At 69.8% G+C, this 18,735-nt stretch carries 20 protein-coding genes; 10 read left to right on the top strand and 10 right to left on the bottom strand.

Annotated features, from left to right (window positions below; genetic code table 11):
* Positions 1-153: 153 nt before the first annotated feature.
* Together LMI96_RS15660 and LMI96_RS15655 are read left to right on the top strand one after the other, a co-directional pair.
* Positions 154-693 (top strand): NUDIX hydrolase, encoded by a 540-nt coding sequence (locus tag LMI96_RS15660; protein ID WP_228362144.1) that lies wholly within the window; start codon positions 154-156, stop codon positions 691-693.
* Between the two features lie 32 nt (positions 694-725).
* Positions 726-1,250 (top strand): DUF6578 domain-containing protein, encoded by a 525-nt coding sequence (locus LMI96_RS15655; RefSeq protein WP_228362143.1) that lies wholly within the window; start codon positions 726-728, stop codon positions 1,248-1,250.
* Between the two features lie 21 nt (positions 1,251-1,271).
* Here the strand turns inward: LMI96_RS15655 and thyX are convergent, their stop codons facing one another.
* Positions 1,272-1,970, bottom strand: a complete 699-nt coding sequence (thyX, locus tag LMI96_RS15650; protein ID WP_228362183.1) for an FAD-dependent thymidylate synthase — start codon at positions 1,968-1,970, stop codon at positions 1,272-1,274.
* A gap of 170 nt (positions 1,971-2,140) precedes the next feature.
* On the opposite strand from thyX, the gene LMI96_RS15645 reads away from it, so the two are divergent.
* From LMI96_RS15645 to LMI96_RS15630, 4 genes are all read left to right on the top strand, one after another.
* Complete coding sequence (locus tag LMI96_RS15645; RefSeq protein WP_228362142.1) at positions 2,141-2,578, top strand: thioredoxin family protein; 438 nt, start codon at positions 2,141-2,143, stop codon at positions 2,576-2,578.
* Positions 2,571-3,143 (top strand): DUF4395 domain-containing protein, encoded by a 573-nt coding sequence (locus LMI96_RS15640; protein ID WP_228362141.1) that lies wholly within the window; start codon positions 2,571-2,573, stop codon positions 3,141-3,143. Before LMI96_RS15645 ends, LMI96_RS15640 begins: the two co-directional genes overlap by 8 nt.
* A 95-nt stretch (positions 3,144-3,238) precedes the next feature.
* Positions 3,239-3,664, top strand: coding sequence for an OsmC family peroxiredoxin (locus LMI96_RS15635; protein ID WP_228362140.1), 426 nt, complete (start codon positions 3,239-3,241; stop codon positions 3,662-3,664).
* A complete protein-coding gene (locus tag LMI96_RS15630; protein ID WP_228362139.1) occupies positions 3,657-4,565 on the top strand; it encodes a TIGR01777 family oxidoreductase in 909 nt (302 codons plus the stop codon). The genes LMI96_RS15635 and LMI96_RS15630 overlap by 8 nt, the downstream gene beginning before the upstream one ends.
* Positions 4,566-4,601: 36 nt before the next feature.
* On the opposite strand, the gene LMI96_RS15625 is transcribed toward LMI96_RS15630, so the two are convergent.
* Together LMI96_RS15625 and dapB are read right to left on the bottom strand one after the other, a co-directional pair.
* Positions 4,602-5,048: a tetratricopeptide repeat protein gene (locus LMI96_RS15625; RefSeq protein WP_223723421.1), complete on the bottom strand. Its 447-nt coding sequence runs from the start codon at positions 5,046-5,048 to the stop codon at positions 4,602-4,604.
* A complete protein-coding gene (gene dapB, locus LMI96_RS15620; RefSeq protein ID WP_223723420.1) occupies positions 5,045-5,857 on the bottom strand; it encodes a 4-hydroxy-tetrahydrodipicolinate reductase in 813 nt (270 codons plus the stop codon). Before dapB ends, LMI96_RS15625 begins: the two co-directional genes overlap by 4 nt.
* A 37-nt stretch (positions 5,858-5,894) precedes the next feature.
* On the opposite strand from dapB, the gene LMI96_RS15615 reads away from it, so the two are divergent.
* The gene (locus LMI96_RS15615) at positions 5,895-6,365 is read left to right on the top strand and encodes a GNAT family N-acetyltransferase (RefSeq protein WP_228362138.1); all 471 of its coding nucleotides are present in this window, start codon (positions 5,895-5,897) and stop codon (positions 6,363-6,365) included.
* A gap of 266 nt (positions 6,366-6,631) precedes the next feature.
* Here the strand turns inward: LMI96_RS15615 and LMI96_RS15610 are convergent, their stop codons facing one another.
* From LMI96_RS15610 to LMI96_RS15600, 3 genes are all read right to left on the bottom strand, one after another.
* On the bottom strand, positions 6,632-7,234 hold the full coding sequence (locus LMI96_RS15610) for a histidine phosphatase family protein (RefSeq protein ID WP_228362137.1): 603 nt from the start codon (positions 7,232-7,234) through the stop codon (positions 6,632-6,634).
* A gap of 56 nt (positions 7,235-7,290) precedes the next feature.
* Positions 7,291-8,319, bottom strand: a complete 1,029-nt coding sequence (locus LMI96_RS15605; RefSeq protein ID WP_228362136.1) for an aldo/keto reductase — start codon at positions 8,317-8,319, stop codon at positions 7,291-7,293.
* 209 nt (positions 8,320-8,528) lie between these two features.
* Positions 8,529-10,808, bottom strand: coding sequence for a polyribonucleotide nucleotidyltransferase (locus LMI96_RS15600; protein ID WP_223723416.1), 2,280 nt, complete (start codon positions 10,806-10,808; stop codon positions 8,529-8,531).
* Positions 10,809-11,135: 327 nt separating this feature from the next.
* On the opposite strand from LMI96_RS15600, the gene LMI96_RS15595 reads away from it, so the two are divergent.
* On the top strand, positions 11,136-11,354 hold the full coding sequence (locus LMI96_RS15595) for a hypothetical protein (protein WP_228362135.1): 219 nt from the start codon (positions 11,136-11,138) through the stop codon (positions 11,352-11,354).
* A 7-nt stretch (positions 11,355-11,361) separates the two neighbouring features.
* On the opposite strand, the gene LMI96_RS15590 is transcribed toward LMI96_RS15595, so the two are convergent.
* Entirely contained in the window at positions 11,362-13,326 is a 1,965-nt protein-coding gene (locus LMI96_RS15590) for a GDSL-type esterase/lipase family protein (protein WP_228362134.1), read from the bottom strand.
* Between the two features lie 323 nt (positions 13,327-13,649).
* On the opposite strand from LMI96_RS15590, the gene LMI96_RS15585 reads away from it, so the two are divergent.
* Positions 13,650-14,249: a DedA family protein gene (locus LMI96_RS15585; protein WP_228362133.1), complete on the top strand. Its 600-nt coding sequence runs from the start codon at positions 13,650-13,652 to the stop codon at positions 14,247-14,249.
* Positions 14,250-14,277: 28 nt separating this feature from the next.
* Here the strand turns inward: LMI96_RS15585 and LMI96_RS15580 are convergent, their stop codons facing one another.
* The 3 genes from LMI96_RS15580 to LMI96_RS15570 all read right to left on the bottom strand — a co-directional run bounded on the left by LMI96_RS15580 (position 14,278) and on the right by LMI96_RS15570 (position 17,411).
* Entirely contained in the window at positions 14,278-15,465 is a 1,188-nt protein-coding gene (locus LMI96_RS15580) for an ATP-binding protein (protein ID WP_223723412.1), read from the bottom strand.
* Between the two features lie 99 nt (positions 15,466-15,564).
* Positions 15,565-16,209, bottom strand: a complete 645-nt coding sequence (locus LMI96_RS15575; protein ID WP_223723411.1) for an FMN reductase — start codon at positions 16,207-16,209, stop codon at positions 15,565-15,567.
* Complete coding sequence (locus LMI96_RS15570) at positions 16,209-17,411, bottom strand: LLM class flavin-dependent oxidoreductase (RefSeq protein ID WP_228362182.1); 1,203 nt, start codon at positions 17,409-17,411, stop codon at positions 16,209-16,211. The genes LMI96_RS15575 and LMI96_RS15570 overlap by 1 nt, the downstream gene beginning before the upstream one ends.
* A gap of 131 nt (positions 17,412-17,542) precedes the next feature.
* Here LMI96_RS15570 and LMI96_RS15565 point away from each other — a divergent pair, with 131 nt between their 5' ends.
* Positions 17,543-18,700: an acyltransferase family protein gene (locus LMI96_RS15565; protein WP_228362132.1), complete on the top strand. Its 1,158-nt coding sequence runs from the start codon at positions 17,543-17,545 to the stop codon at positions 18,698-18,700.
* Positions 18,701-18,735 lie beyond the last annotated feature (35 nt).

Genomic DNA, 18,735 nt, shown 5'->3' with positions numbered 1-18,735 from the left:
AGATCGCCTCGAGCGGTCGTGAGTCGTCGGACCGGTGGGGCTGATGTGAATGCGAGTGACAGGTGTGCCGAGTCAGCGGCGCCGGATCCGACGACTGCGGACCCGAACTCTCGGGCGCCCGACCCCCGCCCACCCGCGCCCTAGGGTGAGGGCATGGCCTGGCAGACCCGCGCAACCCGCACCGTCTACGAGAACCGCTGGATCCACGTGCGCGAGGACGACGTCGTCGGGCCCCACGGAGAGGGCATCTACGGGGCCGTGCGGATGCAGCATCCGGCGGTGTTCGTCGTGGCGATTGACGACGACGAGCGGGTCTGTCTGATCGGTCTCGACCGGTACACGACGGGCCCGTCCATCGAAGTGCCCGCCGGTGGGACGGATGGCGAGGAGCCGCTCGCGGCGGCCCAGCGCGAGTTCCGCGAGGAGACCGGCTTCGCGGCCGACTCGTGGGAACACCTCGGCACGATGAACGCCCTCAACGGGATCGCCGAGGCGCCCGAGCACGTCTTCCTCGCACGGGGAATCCGCCCGGCCGCGGATGCCGCTGCATCCCAGAACGAAGAGGGCATCGACGAGGTGCGGTGGGTGCCGTTCGGCGAGGTGCTGAAGATGATCTCCCGCGGCGAGATCACCGACGGCGAGACGATCGCCGCAGTCGCGTACGCCGCCATCCGCCTTGGACGCCTGGCCTGACGACGACTCAGCCGGCTCGGTATTCTCTCCGCATGACGCGCGTTTGGCTGACGAACTGGGAGTGGAGCTGCTGCGGCGATGCGTTCACCGTCGGTGACGAGGTCGATTTCGGCATCTTCCACCGCGGCCCCGACGAGTGGCTCCGCCACACGCTCGGCGTCGAGATCGCGGGCAGCGTGGATGCGGTCGAGTCCCACCACGAAGAGCTCTTCCCGGATCGTGTGCGGGGCCGCGTCACGGCGATCCACGCGGTCACCCAGGAGTACGTCGAACGCCAGGAACTTCGTCGCCCCGGGCACGGTGCGCCGCCGGACAGTGTCGCGCCGCTGGACGGCGAGGAGTGGACGGCGCAGAGCTTCGACCTCGGCGCCGGGGTGTTCGCCGGCATGAGACCGAGCCGCTTCATCACCGTGTCCGAACCCGTGCCGGGGACAGGCCGGCTCCGCGCTCGCCCCGCCGTGCCGTCGCCGGGTTCGGCTGACTCGGACCCGGACGACGGCGGCGATCCGGGCCGAGTGTCGTCGCCCGGATGGCTCGTGGACGTCGACGAGCGCTGACGGCGCCCGCCGTCAGCGGGGTTACGGGGAGACGCGACCGTTGGCGTTGAACGCGGCGTGCGTGAGCGGCATGAGCTCGCGCCACACCGTCTCCATCTTCTCGGCGCACATCTCGATCTCGCGCTGCGGGAAGGACGGGAAATGCGTTCCCTCGACCTTGGTGCGCAGCGACAGGAAGTTCATCAGCGACCGGGCATTGACCGTCACGTACATCGACGAGTAGATGTTCAGCGGCAGGACGATGCGCGCCACCTCGCGGGCGACACCCGCATCCAGCATGCGCTGGTACGCCGCGAAGGCCTGCACGGATGCGGCGCGGGTCTCTTCGGCGACGAGCGCGGTCTGCTCGGCCGTGCCGGGCAGGAACTCGTAGGCGCCGGGCTTACCGACCTGCACCAGGTTGCGCTCGGGGGCGGGCGTGTAGAAGACCGGGCGGAGCTCGCGGTAGCGGCCGGACTCTTCGTTGTACGACGCCATACGGTGCCGCATGAACTCGCGGAACACGAAGATCGGCGCCTGCACGTAGAAGGTCATCGAGTTGTGTTCGAACGGCGAGCCGTGACGGTCGCGCATCAGGTAGTTGATGAGACCGCGGTCGCGTCCGGTGGCTTCGGTGCCGGCGGCGGCGTCACCGAGCGTCTGCTCGCCCTGCGTCGACACCCGGGCGGCGAACAGCACATCGGAGTCGGAGGCGCTGGAACGCACGAGCTCGACCGTCATGTCACTGCGGAACTGGACCTCTGAGGGGGCTGCGGCATCCGTCACGTGCCCAGCGTAACCGCGTCCGCCGACACTTCCGCATCCGTCCCCTGCGTCGGAATATGACGGGCGCGAGACATCTTCGGTGGATTCGGGCGCACCCATAGGCAGCGCGACTAACGTGGAGTGCTGTGGACCTTCTCCTTGCCGTCGCCGTCTTGACCGCCCTGCTGGCGGTCACCGTCGGCCTCGGCCTGCTCCTGCGATGGGTGCAGACCCGGCCCCGTCACGTCGATCCGAGCGAAAGCGTCGATCCGCAGCGGCTCGGCGCCGACGCCCTCGGAGACCGTGCGACGCTCCTGCAGTTCAGCACCGAGTTCTGCGGTCGCTGCCCCGGAGTGCACCGGACCCTCGCGGATGTCGCCGCTCAGCGCGACGGGGTGCTCCACCTCGACGTCGACCTCACGCACCGGCCCGACATCGCCAAGCACTTCCAGGTGCTGCAGACCCCGACCACCCTGATCCTCGACCGCAAGGGCGTCGTCCGCACGCGCTTCGGCGGAACCCCCGGCCGCGACGTGGTCGAACTCGAACTCGCCCGCATCACCGAGGAGACCGCGCGTGTCTGATCAGTCCCGCCCGCCCCGCATCGACGTGCGCGGCCCGCGTTTCGTCGCCGGAATCACCGCCGTGCTTCTTCTCGTCGACGTCTTCCTCGGGCTCGTCGGAGTGTCGGCCGAGTCTCGATCCTTCGGCTGGTTCGCCTACCAGCCGCTGTCGAACGACCTCGCCGCACCGGGTGGGATGCTGGGCGCAGTGCTCGCCGCCCGCGCCTCCGACCCCGCCTTCATCCTGCTCGCCGTGATCGCCGCGCTGTTCGTGTGGGGCGTCGTCTCACCGCGGACAGCACCGTGGGGCGTGCTGTACCGGAAGGTCGTGCAGCCGCGGCTCCGACCGGCCACCGAGTTCGAAGACCCCCGTCCGCCGCGCTTCGCGCAGGGCGTCGGCCTGTTCGTCACGGTGATCGGCCTCGTGCTGCACCTGTCGGGCGTGCCGTGGGCCCTGCCGATCGCCGCCGCCGCGGCCTTCATGGCCGCGTTCCTGAACGCCGTCTTCGGGCTGTGCCTCGGATGCCAGCTGTATCTCGTGCTGCAGCGTGCGGGCCTCATCGGCCGCACCTCCGCCGCAGCATGAACGGGCCGACACGGTAAACCCCTGTCCTCCGATCGGCGCACGGCGTTAGCCTGTCCGATGGGTCGAACGGCGGCCACCATCGAAGGGAGCGCGCCATGAGCGTGACGAGCGAAGCGACCACGCAGTGGACCGGAACACTGGCACAGGGTTCCGGTGAGATCGCCCTGGAGTCGTCCAATCAGGGCCCGTTCGCGGTCAACTGGAAGGCCCGCAGCGAGGGTTCCACATCCGTCACGACGCCGGAAGAACTCCTCGGCGCCGCGCACTCCTCCTGCTTCAGCATGGCCCTCGCCCACTCCCTCGCGGAGAACGGGACCCCGCCGGAACAGATTCAGACGACCGCATCCGTCACGTTCATCCCCGGCACCGGAATCACCGGCAGCCACCTGAACGTGCAGGCCACCGTACCCGGAATCTCCGCGGACGACTTCGCGCGCATCGCCGCCGAGGCCAAGACCGGTTGCCCGGTCTCCGCGGCCCTCGCGGGAATCGAGATCACGCTCGAGGCGACCCTTGCCTGAGCCTCGCCGTGTCGTCGTCGCCGGCGCATCGGGTTTGATCGGCCGCGCGCTCGTCGACTCGCTCCGACGGGACGGCGTTGCGGTGACGACCCTCGTGCGTCGCGCACCCCGAACGCCGGGCGAAGTGGAGTGGTTGACGGATGCTGCGCCGCTCGACCCGTCGGTCCTCGCCGGCGCGCATGCCGTCGTCGCCCTGAACGGCGCGAGCGTCGGGCGGTTCCCTTGGACGCCCGGCTACAAGAGCGAACTGCTCTGGTCGCGCCTCACCCCGACGCGGACGATCGCCACCGCCCTGCGCGCGCTCGGGAGCGACGCGCCCGCGTTCGTCTCCGGAAGCGCCGTCGGGTTCTACGGCTCCGCACCGGGCGAGGTGATGACCGAGGACTCCCCCGCCGGCGACACGTTCCTCGCTCGGCTGTGCGTGGAGTGGGAGGATGCGGCGCGCGCCGCCGGCTCGCACTCCCGGGTGTCGCTGCTTCGCACGGCTCCCGTGGTCGACCGCGATGGGGTGCTTAAGCCCCTCATGCTGCTGACGAAGCTCGGCGTCGCGGGACCGATCGGGCGAGGTACCCAGGTGTGGCCGTGGATCTCGCTCGAAGACGAAGTGGGCGCCATCCGCCACGTCATCGACTCCGATATCGACGGTCCGGTCAACCTCACCGGGCCGACCCGGGCGACGTCCAACGATCTGGGGTTCGCGCTCGCGCGCCGGATGAATCGCCCGTACCTGGTGCGGGTGCCCGCGTTCGCCGCGGCTCTCGTGCTGGGTCGGGACGCGACCGAGGCGCTGCTCACCAACGATCAGGACCTGCGCCCGACCGTGCTGGAGAAGACGGGCTACCGCTTCGCGCAACCCACGGTGGAGGATGCGGTTGCCGCCGCAATCCCTCCCCACGCCTGAGTGCAGCGCGGATCAGGCGCCGTCGCGCAGCGCGGATCAGGCGCCGTCGCGCCCCTCGAGGCGGATCGCCGTGCGCACGGCGCCCCTCGCGCGGCGCCGATCGCCGGACCCGTCGTAAGCGAGACCCAGCCGGTACCAGGCACGCCAGTCCTCGGGTGCCGCCTCGACCGCCTCGCGGTAGCTCGGGAACACCGCATCCGCGTCTTCCCGCATCACGCGTCCGCTCGGGCGCACCGCGAGTTGCTCTTCGGGCAGGGCTCCCTCCGCCTCGAGCCGGCGACCGACTGCCGCTGCGCGCGCTCCGAACCAGATTTCACGGCCGATGGCCCAGGCAGCGATGATCGGCAGAATGATGAGCGCCACGCCCATCGCGATGCCGACGGGTTCGCCGCTCGCCACCAGCAGCCACGCGCGCTGAGCGACGAGCACGATGTAGAGCGCGAGCACCACGGTCATGACCGCGACGCCGATGCGTGCGCTCATGCGGTCGTCTCGCGGGCCGCCTGACCGGAGACCTCGCCCTCGGCGACGCCGGCCGCATCCGGAATTCCGGGAAGGCGGATGCCGATGTCGAGGAACGCGTCGAGTCCGACGAACACGCCCTCCGCGTCGCGCGCGGCGGCGAGGGCGAGCCGGATTCCGGGGGCGTAGGCGAGTGCCGGATCGATCGTGTCGTGCACGATCGTGACCGATTCGCCCGGACCGGAGAAGATGACCTCCTGGCGAGCGACCACGCCCGGGCGGCGCAGCGAATGCACCGGAACGCTCGCAACCTGCTGGCCGCGCGCGCGCTGGTCGACGTGCGTTGCGGCGACCGGGCCGACGGCCTCGCGGGCCGCGGCGATGAGCTCCGCCGTCCGCACCGCTGTGCCGCTGGGCGAGTCGATCTTCGTCTCGCGGTGCGCCTCGATGATCTCGATCGACGCGAAGAACGGCGCGGCGGCAGCAGACAGCGCGGTACCGATCACCGAGCCCAGCGAGAAGTTCGGCACGAATACCGCACCGGTGCCCGCGGCGGCGACGAGGGGCCGCACGAGCGAGATGCGCTCAGCCGACCATCCACTCGTGCCGATGAGCAGGTTGATGCCGCGCTCCGTGGCCGCCCGGACGACATCGAGCGAGACGGCCGGCGTCGACGCGTCGATCACCAGGTCGACACCCTCGATCGCCGAGATGTCATCGCGCGACGAGAGCACGCGAACGACCTCGAAGCCCTCCTCGGCGTCGGTCACGGCGCGGATGATCGCACCCAGCTTGCCGGTCCCGCCCACGATGGCCACGCGCGTCGTCATGAGTTCCACCCTAGGCGCACGCCGCTAGGCTCGGAGCATGCTGACCGTGCGAGCCGTCGCGGCCGACTCCCCCGCCGCCCGGGGCCTGCTCGACGAGTACTTCGCCATGCGGGCCGCCGGCTTCCCCGGGGGCGCCTACCGCACGACGTATCCCGATCCCGCCGCATTCGTCCCGCCGGCCGGGGTGTTCGTCATCGCGGAGGACGACGCGGGCGCGGCACGCGGATGCGGAGGCATCCGCCGCATCCCGGACGGCCCGAGCGGGCTCCGCTACGAGGTGAAGCACCTGTTCATGCAGCCGTCTGCGCGCGGCCTCGGCGGCGGGCGGATCGTGCTCACCGCGCTCGAGGCCAAGGCCCGCGAGTTCGGTGCCGCAGACCTCGTGCTCGACACCCACCACTCCCTCGATGCCGCGGCCGGGCTCTACGCGAGCAGCGGCTTCGCGGCGATCCCGCCCTACAACGACAACGCGAACGCGACGCGCTGGTACGGCAAGCCGCTCACCTGAGCCGTCACGGTACCCACGACCGCAGATGGGTCGGCCGGGTCGGAGACAGCATCCGGAACCGGCCGTAGCGAGGAGATCTGCCGAAGCGAGGACCGGATGCGGGGATGGCGCCCTCGCTTCGGCAGATCTCCTCGCTAGGGACGCCAACGCGGGCCGCGCCGCGAGCTGCACACCGCGGACGCCTTCCGGCCGCCGCGACCCCGCACGACCAGCTGCACCCCGCGCGACCAGCTGCACCCTGCGCCCCACCGAGCGCGACGGCGGCATCAGACGGGAGGAACCTCGGGGAGGCCGGTGCGCAGCTCGAACGGCAGATGCGCCAGGTCGTTGTGCGAGACGAGCACCCACGGACGACCCTTGCGCTGGGCGATGACGCTCAGACCGCAGTTCGCTTGGTTCAGCGTCATCCATCGCCAGTCCGGAGCATCGAGCACCTCACGCACGAACCATCCGATCACGGTGTTGTGCGTGATCAGCAGTTCGTGCACGTCGCCGGTCTTCCGTACGAGGAACTCGCCCAGAGCATCCGCCATCTGGGCTCGCCCGGCGTCGATCTCCTCTTCGGTGATGCTCCCGAAGAACGACTCGAACACGGCGGGCGTCTCCGGCGTCATTCCGGTCGGCACGCAGTCGAACAGGAGCGCCGAGGGTTGCGGCGAGATCGCGGGCAGCCGTTCGGCGACGGCTCGGGCCGTCTCGGCGGCACGAACGAGCGGCGAATGCCACACCGCGTCGAACGGGACTCCCGAGAGCCGGTCGGCGATCAATTCGGCCTGGCGCCGCCCCCGCGGCGAGAGCTGCCCATCGACGAGCCCGTGCTCCGCATCCTGATGCTCACCATGACGGACGAGATAGATGTAGTGGGTCACGCACTCACTCCATTGGGCTCCGGCACCCGAACGAGCGCCCTTTCGAGACTACCCGTCTACTCCGACGCGCGAGCGATCTCGGCGAGCTGGGCGCGCGTGAGGCGCACCCCGACGCCCTGCACGAGTTCTTCGACGTGTGCCGCGGCGAACGCATTCACGATCGGCGCGGCGACGACCCGCTGCGCGAGGAGCCACGCGACGGCGACCGCCGCGTCGGGCACGCCGAGCTCGGCGCCCACCGTGTCGAGCGCGCGCAGAACGCGGCCGCCGCGCTTGGTGAAGCTGCCGGCGATCTGCGCCGCGCGTACGGACTTCAGTGTCTTCTCGCGCGAGCGATGCACGCCGGCGAGGAACCCGTGCTCGAGCGGATGCGACGGGGTCAGCACGATGCCCTGCGCACCCGTGACCAGGCGCAGGTCCTGGTCGAAGTCGCTCGTTCGCATCAAGTTGTAGGGCACATCCAGCACCGTGATCCGGGGCACGCCCGCCGACGACAGGATGCGTGCTTCGACGAGCTGCTCGGCACGGAAGCCGAACGCCCCGAGCGCACGGATCTTGCCCGAGTCCATCAGCCACTCCGCCGTCGCGAGCGTGTCTTCGAGCGAACCCGCGCCGGCGCTGCTGTCGAGATAGAGGACGTCGATGCGGTCCGTGCGGAGCCGCGTCAGCGACGCTTCGACCGCACGAACGAGGTTCACGGGACCGAGCCCCGGGTGATCGGGGTGCTTGCCCACCCGCGTCGCGAGCACGATGTCGTCTCGGACGGCACGGGAATGCATCCACTGACCGATGATGTGCTCGCTGCGTCCGCCCGAGAAACTGTCCGCCGTGTGGACCGCGTTGCCGCCGAGTTCGATGTACGTGTCGAGGATGGCGTTGCTGTTGGTGATGTCGACGTTCCAGCCGAACTCCGCGCCACCGAGCATCACCGGGAACACCCGGAAGCCGCTATCGCCGAGGTCGACGCGGATACCGCTTCCGACCCCGGGGCCCTGCACCGGGATGGGCGCGGACGGATGCGTCGGAGACGTGTGAGGCACGCCGGGCGGCGCTGCCGCTTCCGACCCGATTCCGAAGATTCTCACACGCACCCCCTCCGCTCGGGTCGCGGACGCTGGCGGTGCATCTCGCGCCCCTGACGCGTACTCCGAGGGTAGGACAGTCCGTGGTAGCGCGGATTCACCACGGCGGACGTGGCGTGAACTTTCCATAACGCTTTGATCACGCGGCATCCGCCCCCACGCGACGACGCCCGCCCCTGCGATGCAGAGACGGGCGTCGAACGGGATGCGGATCAGCCTTCGGCGGGAGCCTCGGGGCCCTCGCTGGCAGCAGCGCGACCCTCCTGGTCAGCGGCCTCTTCGACCACCGGCTCCAGGGACAGCTTGCCGCGGTCGTCGATCTTGGTGATCTTGACCAGCAGCTTCTGACCGACCGAGAGCACGTCGTCGACGTTCTCCACGCGCTTGCCACCGGCGAGCTTGCGGACCTCGCTGACGTGCAGCAGTCCGTCCTTGCCGGGCAGCAGCGAGATGAAGGCGCCGAAGGTGGCGATCTTCACGACGGTGCCGAGGAACTGCTCGCCGACCTCGGGGTTGGTCGGGTTGGCGATCGCGTTGACCTGCGCGCGAGCCGCTTCCGCCGACGGGCCGTCGGTCGCACCGATGTAGACGGTGCCGTCCTCTTCGATCGAGATCTGCGCGCCGGTCTCGTCCTGGATCGAGTTGATCGTCTTGCCCTTCGGGCCGATCAGCTCGCCGATCTTGTCGACCGGGATCTGGACGCTGATCACGCGAGGCGCGGTGGGCGCCATCTCGTCAGGAGCGTCGATCGCGGCGTTCAGCACGTTCAGGATGGTGAGGCGCGCGTCCTTGGCCTGGGTCAGCGCCGCCGCGAGCACCGACGACGGGATGCCGTCGAGCTTCGTGTCGAGCTGGATGGCCGTGACGAACTCGCTCGTTCCGGCGACCTTGAAGTCCATGTCACCGAGCGCGTCCTCGGCGCCCAGGATGTCGGTCAGCGCGGCGTAGCGCGTCTGACCATCGACCTGGTCGGAGACGAGACCCATCGCGATACCCGCGACCGGGGCGCGCAGCGGCACACCGGCGTTGAGGAGCGAAAGGGTCGACGCGCAGACGGAACCCATCGAGGTCGAGCCGTTGGAGCTGAGCGCCTCGGACACCTGACGGATCGCGTACGGGAACTCCTCGCGGCTCGGCAGCACCGGCACGAGCGCGCGCTCGGCCAGGAAGCCGTGCCCGATCTCGCGACGCTTGGGGCTGCCCACGCGGCCGGTCTCACCGGTCGAGTACGGCGGGAAGTTGTAGTGGTGCATGTAGCGCTTGCTCGTGGTGGGGCTCAGCGAGTCGATCTGCTGCTCCATCTTGAGCATGTTCAGCGTGGTGACGCCCAGGATCTGGGTCTCACCGCGCTGGAAGATCGCGGAACCGTGCACGCGCGGGATGACCTGCACCTCGGCGTCGAGCGCCCGGATGTCGGCCAGGCCGCGACCGTCGATGCGCACGCCCTCGGCGAGGATGCGGCCGCGGACGATCGTCTTGGTGACCGACTTGTACGCGCCCGAGAACTCGAGCGTCGCGGAGGCGGGCAGCTGGCCCGACTCGACGGCGGCGAGCAGCTCGGCCTTGACGGCGTCCTTGACGGCGTCATCGGCACTCTGACGCTCCTGCTTGTCGGCGATCTGGTAGATCGGGACGAGCTGGTCGTAGGCGCGACCGGCGACGAAGTCGTAGGTCTCCTGGGTGTACGCGGGGAAGACCGGGTACGCCTGGATCTCCTTTGCGGCGGTGCTCGCGACGACGTTCTGCGCGGCAACGAGTTCCTTGATGAAGGGCTTCGACGCCTCGAGGCCCTGCGCAACGATCTCTTCGCTCGGCTTCACGGCCCCAGCCTTGATGAGGTCCCAGCTGTGCTCGGTGGCCTCGGCCTCGACCATCATGATCGCCACTTCGCCGTCTTCGAGCACGCGGCCGGCGACGATGAGATCGAACACGGCCTCCTTGAGCTGCTCAGCCTTCGGGAACGCGATCCACTGGTCGGCGTGCTCGCCGTGACCCGGGATGAGTGCCAGGCGGACACCGGCGATCGGGCCGGAGAACGGCAGACCCGAGATCTGGGTGGACAGTGACGCCGCGTTGATCGCGAGCGCGTCGTAGAACTCGCCCGGCGCGATCGAGAGGATCGTGACGACGATCTGGACCTCGTTGCGCAGGCCTTCGACGAACGACGGACGCAGCGGACGGTCGATCAGACGGCAGACCAGGATGGCCTCGGTCGAGGGACGACCCTCGCGGCGGAAGAACGAGCCGGGGATCTTGCCGGCGGCGTAGGAGCGCTCTTCCACGTCGACGGTCAGCGGGAAGAAGTCGAAGCCTTCACGCGGGTGCTTGCCGGCGCTGGTGGCCGAGAGGAGCATCGTCTCCTCGTCGAGGTATGCGGCAACGGCGCCCTGCGCCTGCTGAGCCAGTCGTCCGGTTTCGAACCGGACCGTGCGGGTGCCGAATCGGCCGTTATCGAGGACGGCTTCGGCGGCAGTGATTTCTGGACCTTCCAAGAGGTCCCTCCTTCTTTGTTTAGGCTCGCCGCCCCGTGTGGGCGACGAGCGACATGCGAAGGAGCAGGAACAGACAGTTATGGGCGCGCGGGTGTGATCCACATCTCGCCTGCGCTGGCCACCAGTAGAGAATCACCCGGCGCATCGACGGGGAACCCACCACAGGGGACCAGCATTCCTGCCGGTCTGCTCCATGAGCTCGTATGTAGTTGAACGATCGCCGGAGGCGACCGCATCAACCCTATCAGCGGGCACCACCTTCTGGCGGAGCCGGCACCCGCGACCTATCGTGAGGGGAACCACCCACCCCGCAGGAGGAGCACCGCCATGAGCGATCCGCACGATTCCACGCCGGCCGGCCGCGACCGTGACAGCGACACCGCCGGGACCGAACCCGTCGACGCCGGCGAGGCCGCCCTCACGGACGAGGGGTCGCTCGACGGTGCCGACGAGACGTCGCTCGAGCCCCGCGAGGAGCAGGAACTGCGCGCTCAGCTCGCGCGGGAGATGCGCTTCGACGGATTCGAACAGGGCATCCAGGGCTGACACCCGGTCATCGCGCCTGCCGCGACCGACGGTCCGCATCCGGACGCGGAAGCTCGACGTACGCGTCGTGCTTGGGTGACAGCCCATCCCCCGCGGTTCGCCCGCGCAGGCGTCGCCACACCCAGGGCAGGGCATCACGGCGCAACCATCCCGCTCCGGAGGGCTCATCCTCGTGGAATGAGGCGTCGAGGTCGCCGAGAGCCTCGGCGTCTCGAACGCCGAGCACATCGGCCGCCCGGTACGACAGGAACCGGTGCCCTCGCGACCGCAGGTGCACCTTGTCGTCGGCCCACATCTCCAGTTCGCCGATCTGCGGCAGCGCCTCCAAATCGAGGAGCAGGCAGTCGTGCGCACGAGCGATCCGTCGCACTTCGGAGTTGAAGATCGCGAAGCGGCGGGCGAACAACCGCGCCGCGCGCCGCCGCGGCAGGAACGGCGTGACGAGCAGCACGTCGCACCCGGCCGCCCGCAGGCGCGCGACCCCGCGCTCGAGCTCGGCCCCGAGGATCAGGGGGTCGGCGGCGTGCCCGATCAGGTCGTTCGCACCCATGAACACCGACACGAGATCGGGTCGGAGGGTGAGGGCACGCGGGATCTGGTCGTTCGTCAGGTCGCGCACGCGCCGGGATCGCACCGCCAGGTTCGCGTAGCGGAACGGCTCCCGCGATCCGGGTTCCTGCGCCAACAGGTGCGCGAGGCGATCCGCCCACCCGCGGTACGCCCCGGCCGGCGTTCGCGACGTGTCGCAGAGCCCCTCCGTGAGCGAGTCGCCGAGCGCGACGTATCGCGACCAGCGGGTCGGCGTCACCGCGGGCCGAAGCGCTGCCGGACGGATGGCGGCGCGCGACCAGAGCGCATCGTCGATGGGGCGCAGCATCCGCGCCTCCTCGTAGTGACCGACGAGTTGACTCGACAGCGCCGCCCAGGTGCGATCGGCGACCGCCGCACGCGACGCCGCGGCGAACGCGAGGCGCTTCGCCTCGTCGCCGAGCAGATCGGTGACCCGACCGCGCAGATCGCCGAGATCACCCGGCCGGTACAGCCAGCCGTCGATGCTCGAGCGCACGAGATCCTTCGGCCCGCCGATGCCGGTCGCCACGACCGGCACCCCACTCGCGTGGGCCTCCTGGATCGTCTGACCGAAGGTTTCACTCTCGCCCGGGTGCACGAAGACATCGAACGCGGCGAGCGCGTCGGCGAGCGCGTCGCCGGAGAGGTGTCCGAGGAAGATCGCGTGCGGCATCCGCCGCTCGAGCGCCGCGCGGGACGGTCCGTCGCCGACGATCACGAGCCGCGCGCCGGGAAGGCGTTCCAGCACCGCCAGGTCCTCGACCTGCTTCTCCGGGGCGAGCCGTCCGACGTAGCCGATGATGCGCTCGCCCGGGGCGACGCGCGCGCGCCACGCCTCGTCTCTTCTGCCCGGGTGGAAGCGCTCGCCGTCGACACCGCGTGCCCACGAGCGCAGCCGGTCGACGCCGAGATCCTCGAGCTGGCGAAGGGAGGACGTGGAGGGCGCGAGCGTCAGAGTGGCCCGGCGGTGCAGCCGGGCGACGTGAGAGGACGCGAACGCTGTCGCGTGGGGCACGCCATATCGCTGCGTGTACGCGACGACGTCGGTCTGGTAGACCGCGACAGATGCGGTGCGCAGCGCGTCCGCCGCCAGCACGCCCTGCCACCCCAGGACGAACGGGGAGGCCAGGTGGATCACATCGGGACGGAATTCGCGGAGGATTCCGGCGATCCGCGCCACACGGGCGAACACCACGCGGACCTGCGGGTACGACGGCAGCGGCAGGGACGTCAGCAACTCGGTGCGCGCCCCCGAGACCGCATCGATCGTCTCGGCCGTGCGCGGCGCAATCACCAGGGCCTCATGGCCTTCTGCCGCGAGGTGCCGGAGCACGTGCAGCACGGAGTTGGTGACCCCGTTCATATGCGGAAGGTAGGACTCGGCGATCAGCGCGACTCTCACGCATCCAGAGTGAGGCCGCGGTCGCGCGGTGGGGCGCCGACAGCGGGCGTATCACCGAGAGTTCACCGGATGCACCCGGTCACGTCACCGCCCGTGCTCCGGCCGGTTCCCGGCGGACCCGGGTACCCCCGAACGAGCGGCTGGGGCCCGAACACGGGCGATGGCATCGCTGTCGTCGGATCGGGCGCGCGGCGGGCGCCACATCCGTCACAGCAGCGCACATCCGCACCAGCGATCCGACGACTGCGGAGTCCCTCGCCCTCGAGCCGCGCCGGACGGGCCCCGTTCCTCCGTCGTTCATCCCCGGATGACATCCTCGCCATGTGCTCGACGAACTCGCCGCCCAGCTCGCGGCCGGGCCGTGGGCGCTCCCGCTCCTCGCCGTCCTCGTGCTCGGCGACGCGTTCCTCGTGATCATCCCCGGTGGCGCCGCCGTCACCGCCGCCGGCGCACTGGCCGCGGCAACCGGATCGCCCCCGCTCGTCGCGGTCATCGCGGTCGCCGCGGGCGCCGCGTTCACCGGCGACCTGCTCTGCTACGCCATCGGACGACGCGTCGGACTGGAGCGTTGGCGGTGGATGCGGCACCCGCGCGCGCGATCCGCGTTCGAATGGGCGGGAGCGCGCCTCGCGCGGCGCACCGCCTCCGCGCTCCTCGTCGCCCGATTCATCCCGTTCGCACGGCTGGCCCTCAATCTGACGGCCGGCGCGACGCGGGTGCCCGCGGCCCGGTACCTTCCCGTCGCCGCACTCGCGGCCACGGGTTGGGCCCTGTATCAAGCGATCGTCGGGGCGGTCGTCGCGTCGATCGTGCCGGGCGGTCCGGTCGTCGCGGTCATCGTGTCGGTGGTCGTCGCGCTCGCTCTCGGACTGGGGATCGACGTCCTGCTCGCTCGCCGGCAACGCCGCGCGGCGGCACGCTGAACCGGGAGCGCCGCACCGCGCCCAGACGTCAGTCGCGAGTGTCGGGCAGCACGACCCAGACGCGCGCGCCGCCGAGGGGCGAGTCGTCGATGCCGATGTGCCCGCCGTGCGCCTCGACGATGCGCTGGCATGTCGACAGGCCGATCCCGAGTCCTTCGACCTCGTCCGCGGTGCCGCGCTCCATCAGATCGAACACGCGCTCGCGTTCCTCGATCGCGATGCCCGGACCGTTGTCGTCGACCGTGATGCGCCAGCCGCCGCGTGCGAGCCGCATCGCACCGATCTCGATATAGGGGCTCACGCCGCTCGCGGCACTGAATTTCACCGCGTTGGCAACCAGGTTCTGCACCAGCGCACGAAGAAGTGTCGGGTCTCCCACGACCTCCACCCGTGCGTCGACCGAGATCCGTGCCGCCGTCTGAACGAGCGGTGTCTGCAGGTCCTCGACCACGGCCCGCACGATCCCCTCGACGTCGACCGCGCTCCGCTTCGGGCTCGCCCCGCCCAGGCGGGCGTAGTCGAGCAGGTCCGCGACCATCGACGTCATCCGGTTGGCCGCCGACTCCGCACGGGCCAGCGCGCGCGCCGCCTGCGGCGCGTTCGCCATGTCGGGGCTGTCGGTGGCGAGCTCGAGGAACCCGGACAGCGCCGTGAGGGGGTTTCGCAGGTCGTGACTGACCTGACCCGCGAACCGCGCGAGCTGCTCGTTCGATTCGGCGAGTTCGCGGGTGATGCGGCGCAACTCCAGGACATCGACGACCTGACCGGCAAGGAGCTTCAGACCTTCGCTCCGCGCGGGGGTGAGGTCGCCCGCATCCTCGTCGAACACGCAGAGCGTGCCGATCGGGATGCCGGAGGGCGTGATCAGCGGGCTCGACGCGTAGAACCGCACATGCGCGACCTCGCCCGTCACGAACGGGTTGGACTTGAATCGGTCGTCTTCGCGGGCATCGGTCACGACGACATGACCCGGTTCGCGGAACACGACCGCGCACATCGAGTCTTCGCGCGTACAGGTGGCCGGCTCGAAACCGACGGACGCGATCTGATGCTGGAACCGATCGTCGATGATGTTGATCACCGCGGTCGAAACGTTGCACATCGTCGCCGCCAACTGCACGAGCCCCTGCAGATCGGCGCTCGGCGGTTCACCCAGAACGCGGTAGTCGGCGATGACCTCGCGGCGGGTGACATCCTCGGCGGTGATCGTGCTCATGCTGCTGTGCCGTTCATCCCACTCAGCGTAACGGCGGCGCAGACGGTCGGCGCGGAAAACAACCGGCACCGGACGCAATGCCAGTGCCGGTTCATCTCGCTACTCCCCCGCCAGCCCACCGAGCAGGTGCCCGAACGAGGTGCCACCGCCGAGGTAGTTCGCCGGGTCGAACGGGTCGGAGCTCGTCGCGGCGTCGCGGCGGGCGACCGCCTCGGCCAGTTCACGGGCGGCCTTCTCGACGCGTTCGCCGAGCGGCGCGACCTGGTCGCCGGACCCACCCCAGTCGGCGGATGCCGCGAACACACCCGTCGACATGACGTCGGCGTGCAGGTACGCGAACAGCGGGCGGATGGCGTAGTCGATCGCGAGCGAATGACGCGGGGTTCCCGCGTTCGCGCCGATGAGCACCGGGGTGCCGCGGAGCGCATCGGGGTCGAGCACGTCGATGAACGACTTGAACAGTCCCGAGTAACTCGTCGAGAAGATCGGGGTCACGACGATGACCGCATCCGCCGACACGACCGAGTTGATCATCGACTCGAGCGCGGGCGGGGCGAACCCGGTCAGCAGGTTGTTCGTGATGTCGTGCGCGTAGTCCCGCAGCTCGAAGACGTCGGCCTGCACCTCGATGTCGCGACCGGCCAGTTCACGCACGGTGGCAGCCAGCATCCGGTCGGCGAGCATGCGTGTCGAGGACGGATTCGACAGGCCCGCGGAGACGACCGCGATCCGCCGCGCGCCCATCAGAGGCTCCGAACGGCCGCGGCACCGAATGCCGAGTCGGCGGGCTCCGGGGCGTCCTGGTAGGGCGAACCCGTGGTGAGGTTGTCGCCGCGGTTCGGCCGCGGGGTCGCCTGACGTGACGGTCCGTCACCGTAGGCCGCGGTGACCAGGTTCGCGTGCGTCGGCGCGTCGGGCACGGAGGCCGGGCGGTTCTTCGCCAGCTCGCGGCGCAGCACCGGCACGACCTCGCCGCCGAGGATGTCGAGCTGCTCCAGGACGGTCTTCAACGGCAGGCCCGCGTGATCCATCAGGAACAGCTGGCGCTGGTAGTCGCCGTAGATGTCGCGCATTCCCGCGTACCGGTCGATGACCTGCTGCGGCGAGCCGACGGTGAGCGGAGTCATCTCGGCGAAGTCCTCCATCGACGGCCCGTGACCGTAGACGGGGGCGTTGTCGAAGTACGGACGGAACGCGTTCACCGCGTCCTGCGACTTCGCCGCCATGAACACCTGACCGCCGAGGCCGACGATCGCCTGCTCGGGCGCGCCGTGTCCGTAGTGCGCGTAGCGCTGGCGGTAGAGGTTGATGAGGCGCTGGTAGTGCTCCGCGGGCCAGAAGATGTTGTTCGCGAAGAAGCCGTCACCGTAGTACGCGGCCTGCTCGGCGATCTCGGGCGTGCGGATGGAGCCGTGCCAGACGAAGGGGGCCACTCCGTCGAGCGGACGAGGAGTGGAGGTGAAGCCCTGGAGCGGAGTGCGGAACTTGCCTTCCCAGTCCACGACGTCCTCACGCCACAGCTTGTGCAGCAGCGCGTAGTTCTCGAGCGCGAGCGGGAGCCCCTGACGGATGTCCTTCCCGAACCAGGGGTAGACCGGGCCGGTGTTGCCGCGACCCAGCATGAGGTCGGTGCGACCGCCCGACACGTGCTGCAGCATCGCGAAGTCCTCGGCGATCTTCACCGGGTCGTTCGTCGTGATGAGCGTGGTCGCGGTCGAGAGCACCAGGCGCTCGGTCTGCGCGGCGATGTAGGCGAGGGTCGTGGTCGGCGACGACGACCAGAACGGCGGGTTGTGGTGCTCGCCGAGCGCGAAGACATCGAGGCCGACGTCTTCGGCGTGCTTGGCGATGGTCAGGGTCGCGCGGATCCGCTCGGCTTCGCTGGGCGTACGGCCGGTCGTCGGGTCCTGGGTGATGTCGCTCACCGTGAAGATGCCGAACTGCATTCCCGACCAGGTGGTGGTCTCGGTCACGATCTCTTTCCGATCTCGAATGCGCGGGGCATTCGTTCTATGCAGGTGAATATACATGGCATAACACCTGTCGGGCCAGAGTATTCCCGTAGTGTCGGAGCCCGATGAGCGATTCCACGAGCCCCGCCCCCTCGAAGCCCCGCCGCCGGGTTCCCTTCTGGGACAACGCACGGTTCGCGTGCGTTGCTCTCGTCGTCTTCGGCCACGCTGCGCAGCGCCTCATCTACGACTCGGATGCCGCCCTGTCGGTGTATCTCGTCGTCTACGCGTTCCACATCCCCGCGTTCGCGCTGATCTCCGGGTACTTCTCGAAGTCCGGAGCGCTCGGCCGTCGGCAGATGGCACGCGTGATCACCGACATCCTGCTGCCCTACGTCATCTTCGAAACGCTCTGGACCGTCACCAAGTGGCTCGTCGAGGGCGAGGCGAGCATCAATCCGACCCGGCCGTCCTGGACCCTGTGGTTCCTGCTCGCCCTGGGGATCTTCCGCCTCGTGTTGCCCTACCTCGCACTCCTGCGCTGGCCGCTGCTCTGGGCGGCGATCGTCTCCGTCGGCGTCGGCTACCTGCCGAACGTCGACTCGACGCTCTCGCTCTCCCGAACACTCGGCCTGCTCTTCTTCTTCACCCTCGGATGGTGGCTCCGCGAACACGACATCGTCGCCCGGTGGCGGCTGCTCGGCCGGCGTCCCTGGTGGCTGTTCACCGCCGCCGCCGGCGTTCTCGTCACCGCAGCCCTGATCGCCTGGATCTTCATCGATCAGTGGCGGGCAGTGGATCTGCGTACCTGGCTGTTCTACGAGGACGCGTACGCGGACCTCGGCGGAGTGCAGTGGTGGGCGGGCGGCCTCCGCATCGCTCTCATGCTCATCGCGCTCGTCATGAGCGCGGCCTTCTTCGTGCTCGTGCCGCGTTCGAACACCTGGTGGACCCATTTCGGCCAGTACACGATGTACGTCTATCTGCTGCACTCGTTCGTGCTGTACCCGTTCCGCGAATCGGGGGTGCTGCGCAACCTCGAGCCCGCCGTGTTCTGGATTCCGGCGATCGCGATCGCGTCCGTCCTGATCGCTCTGGGGCTCGCGACTGCACCCGTCCGCCGCGTCTTCCGGCCACTCGTCGAGCCGCGCTGGCCGTGGCTGTTCGCCGACCCCGCGCTGGCCGGCGCCGAGGGTCACCGCAGCGATCCGACGGGCTCGCGTCGCCCGGGAGTGCCCGCGGGCCGCGCCGGGACGCATCCGGATCCGCGCCAGAACGGCTGACCCGCGCTGACGCGATCCAGGCCAGGACAGGCCAG

This window comes from Microbacterium sp. cx-59 (assembly GCF_020805625.1).
GTDB lineage: Bacteria > Actinomycetota > Actinomycetes > Actinomycetales > Microbacteriaceae > Microbacterium.
The sequence above is the reverse complement of the archived record's forward strand: the minus strand, read 5'-3'. Positions and strand labels throughout refer to the sequence as shown.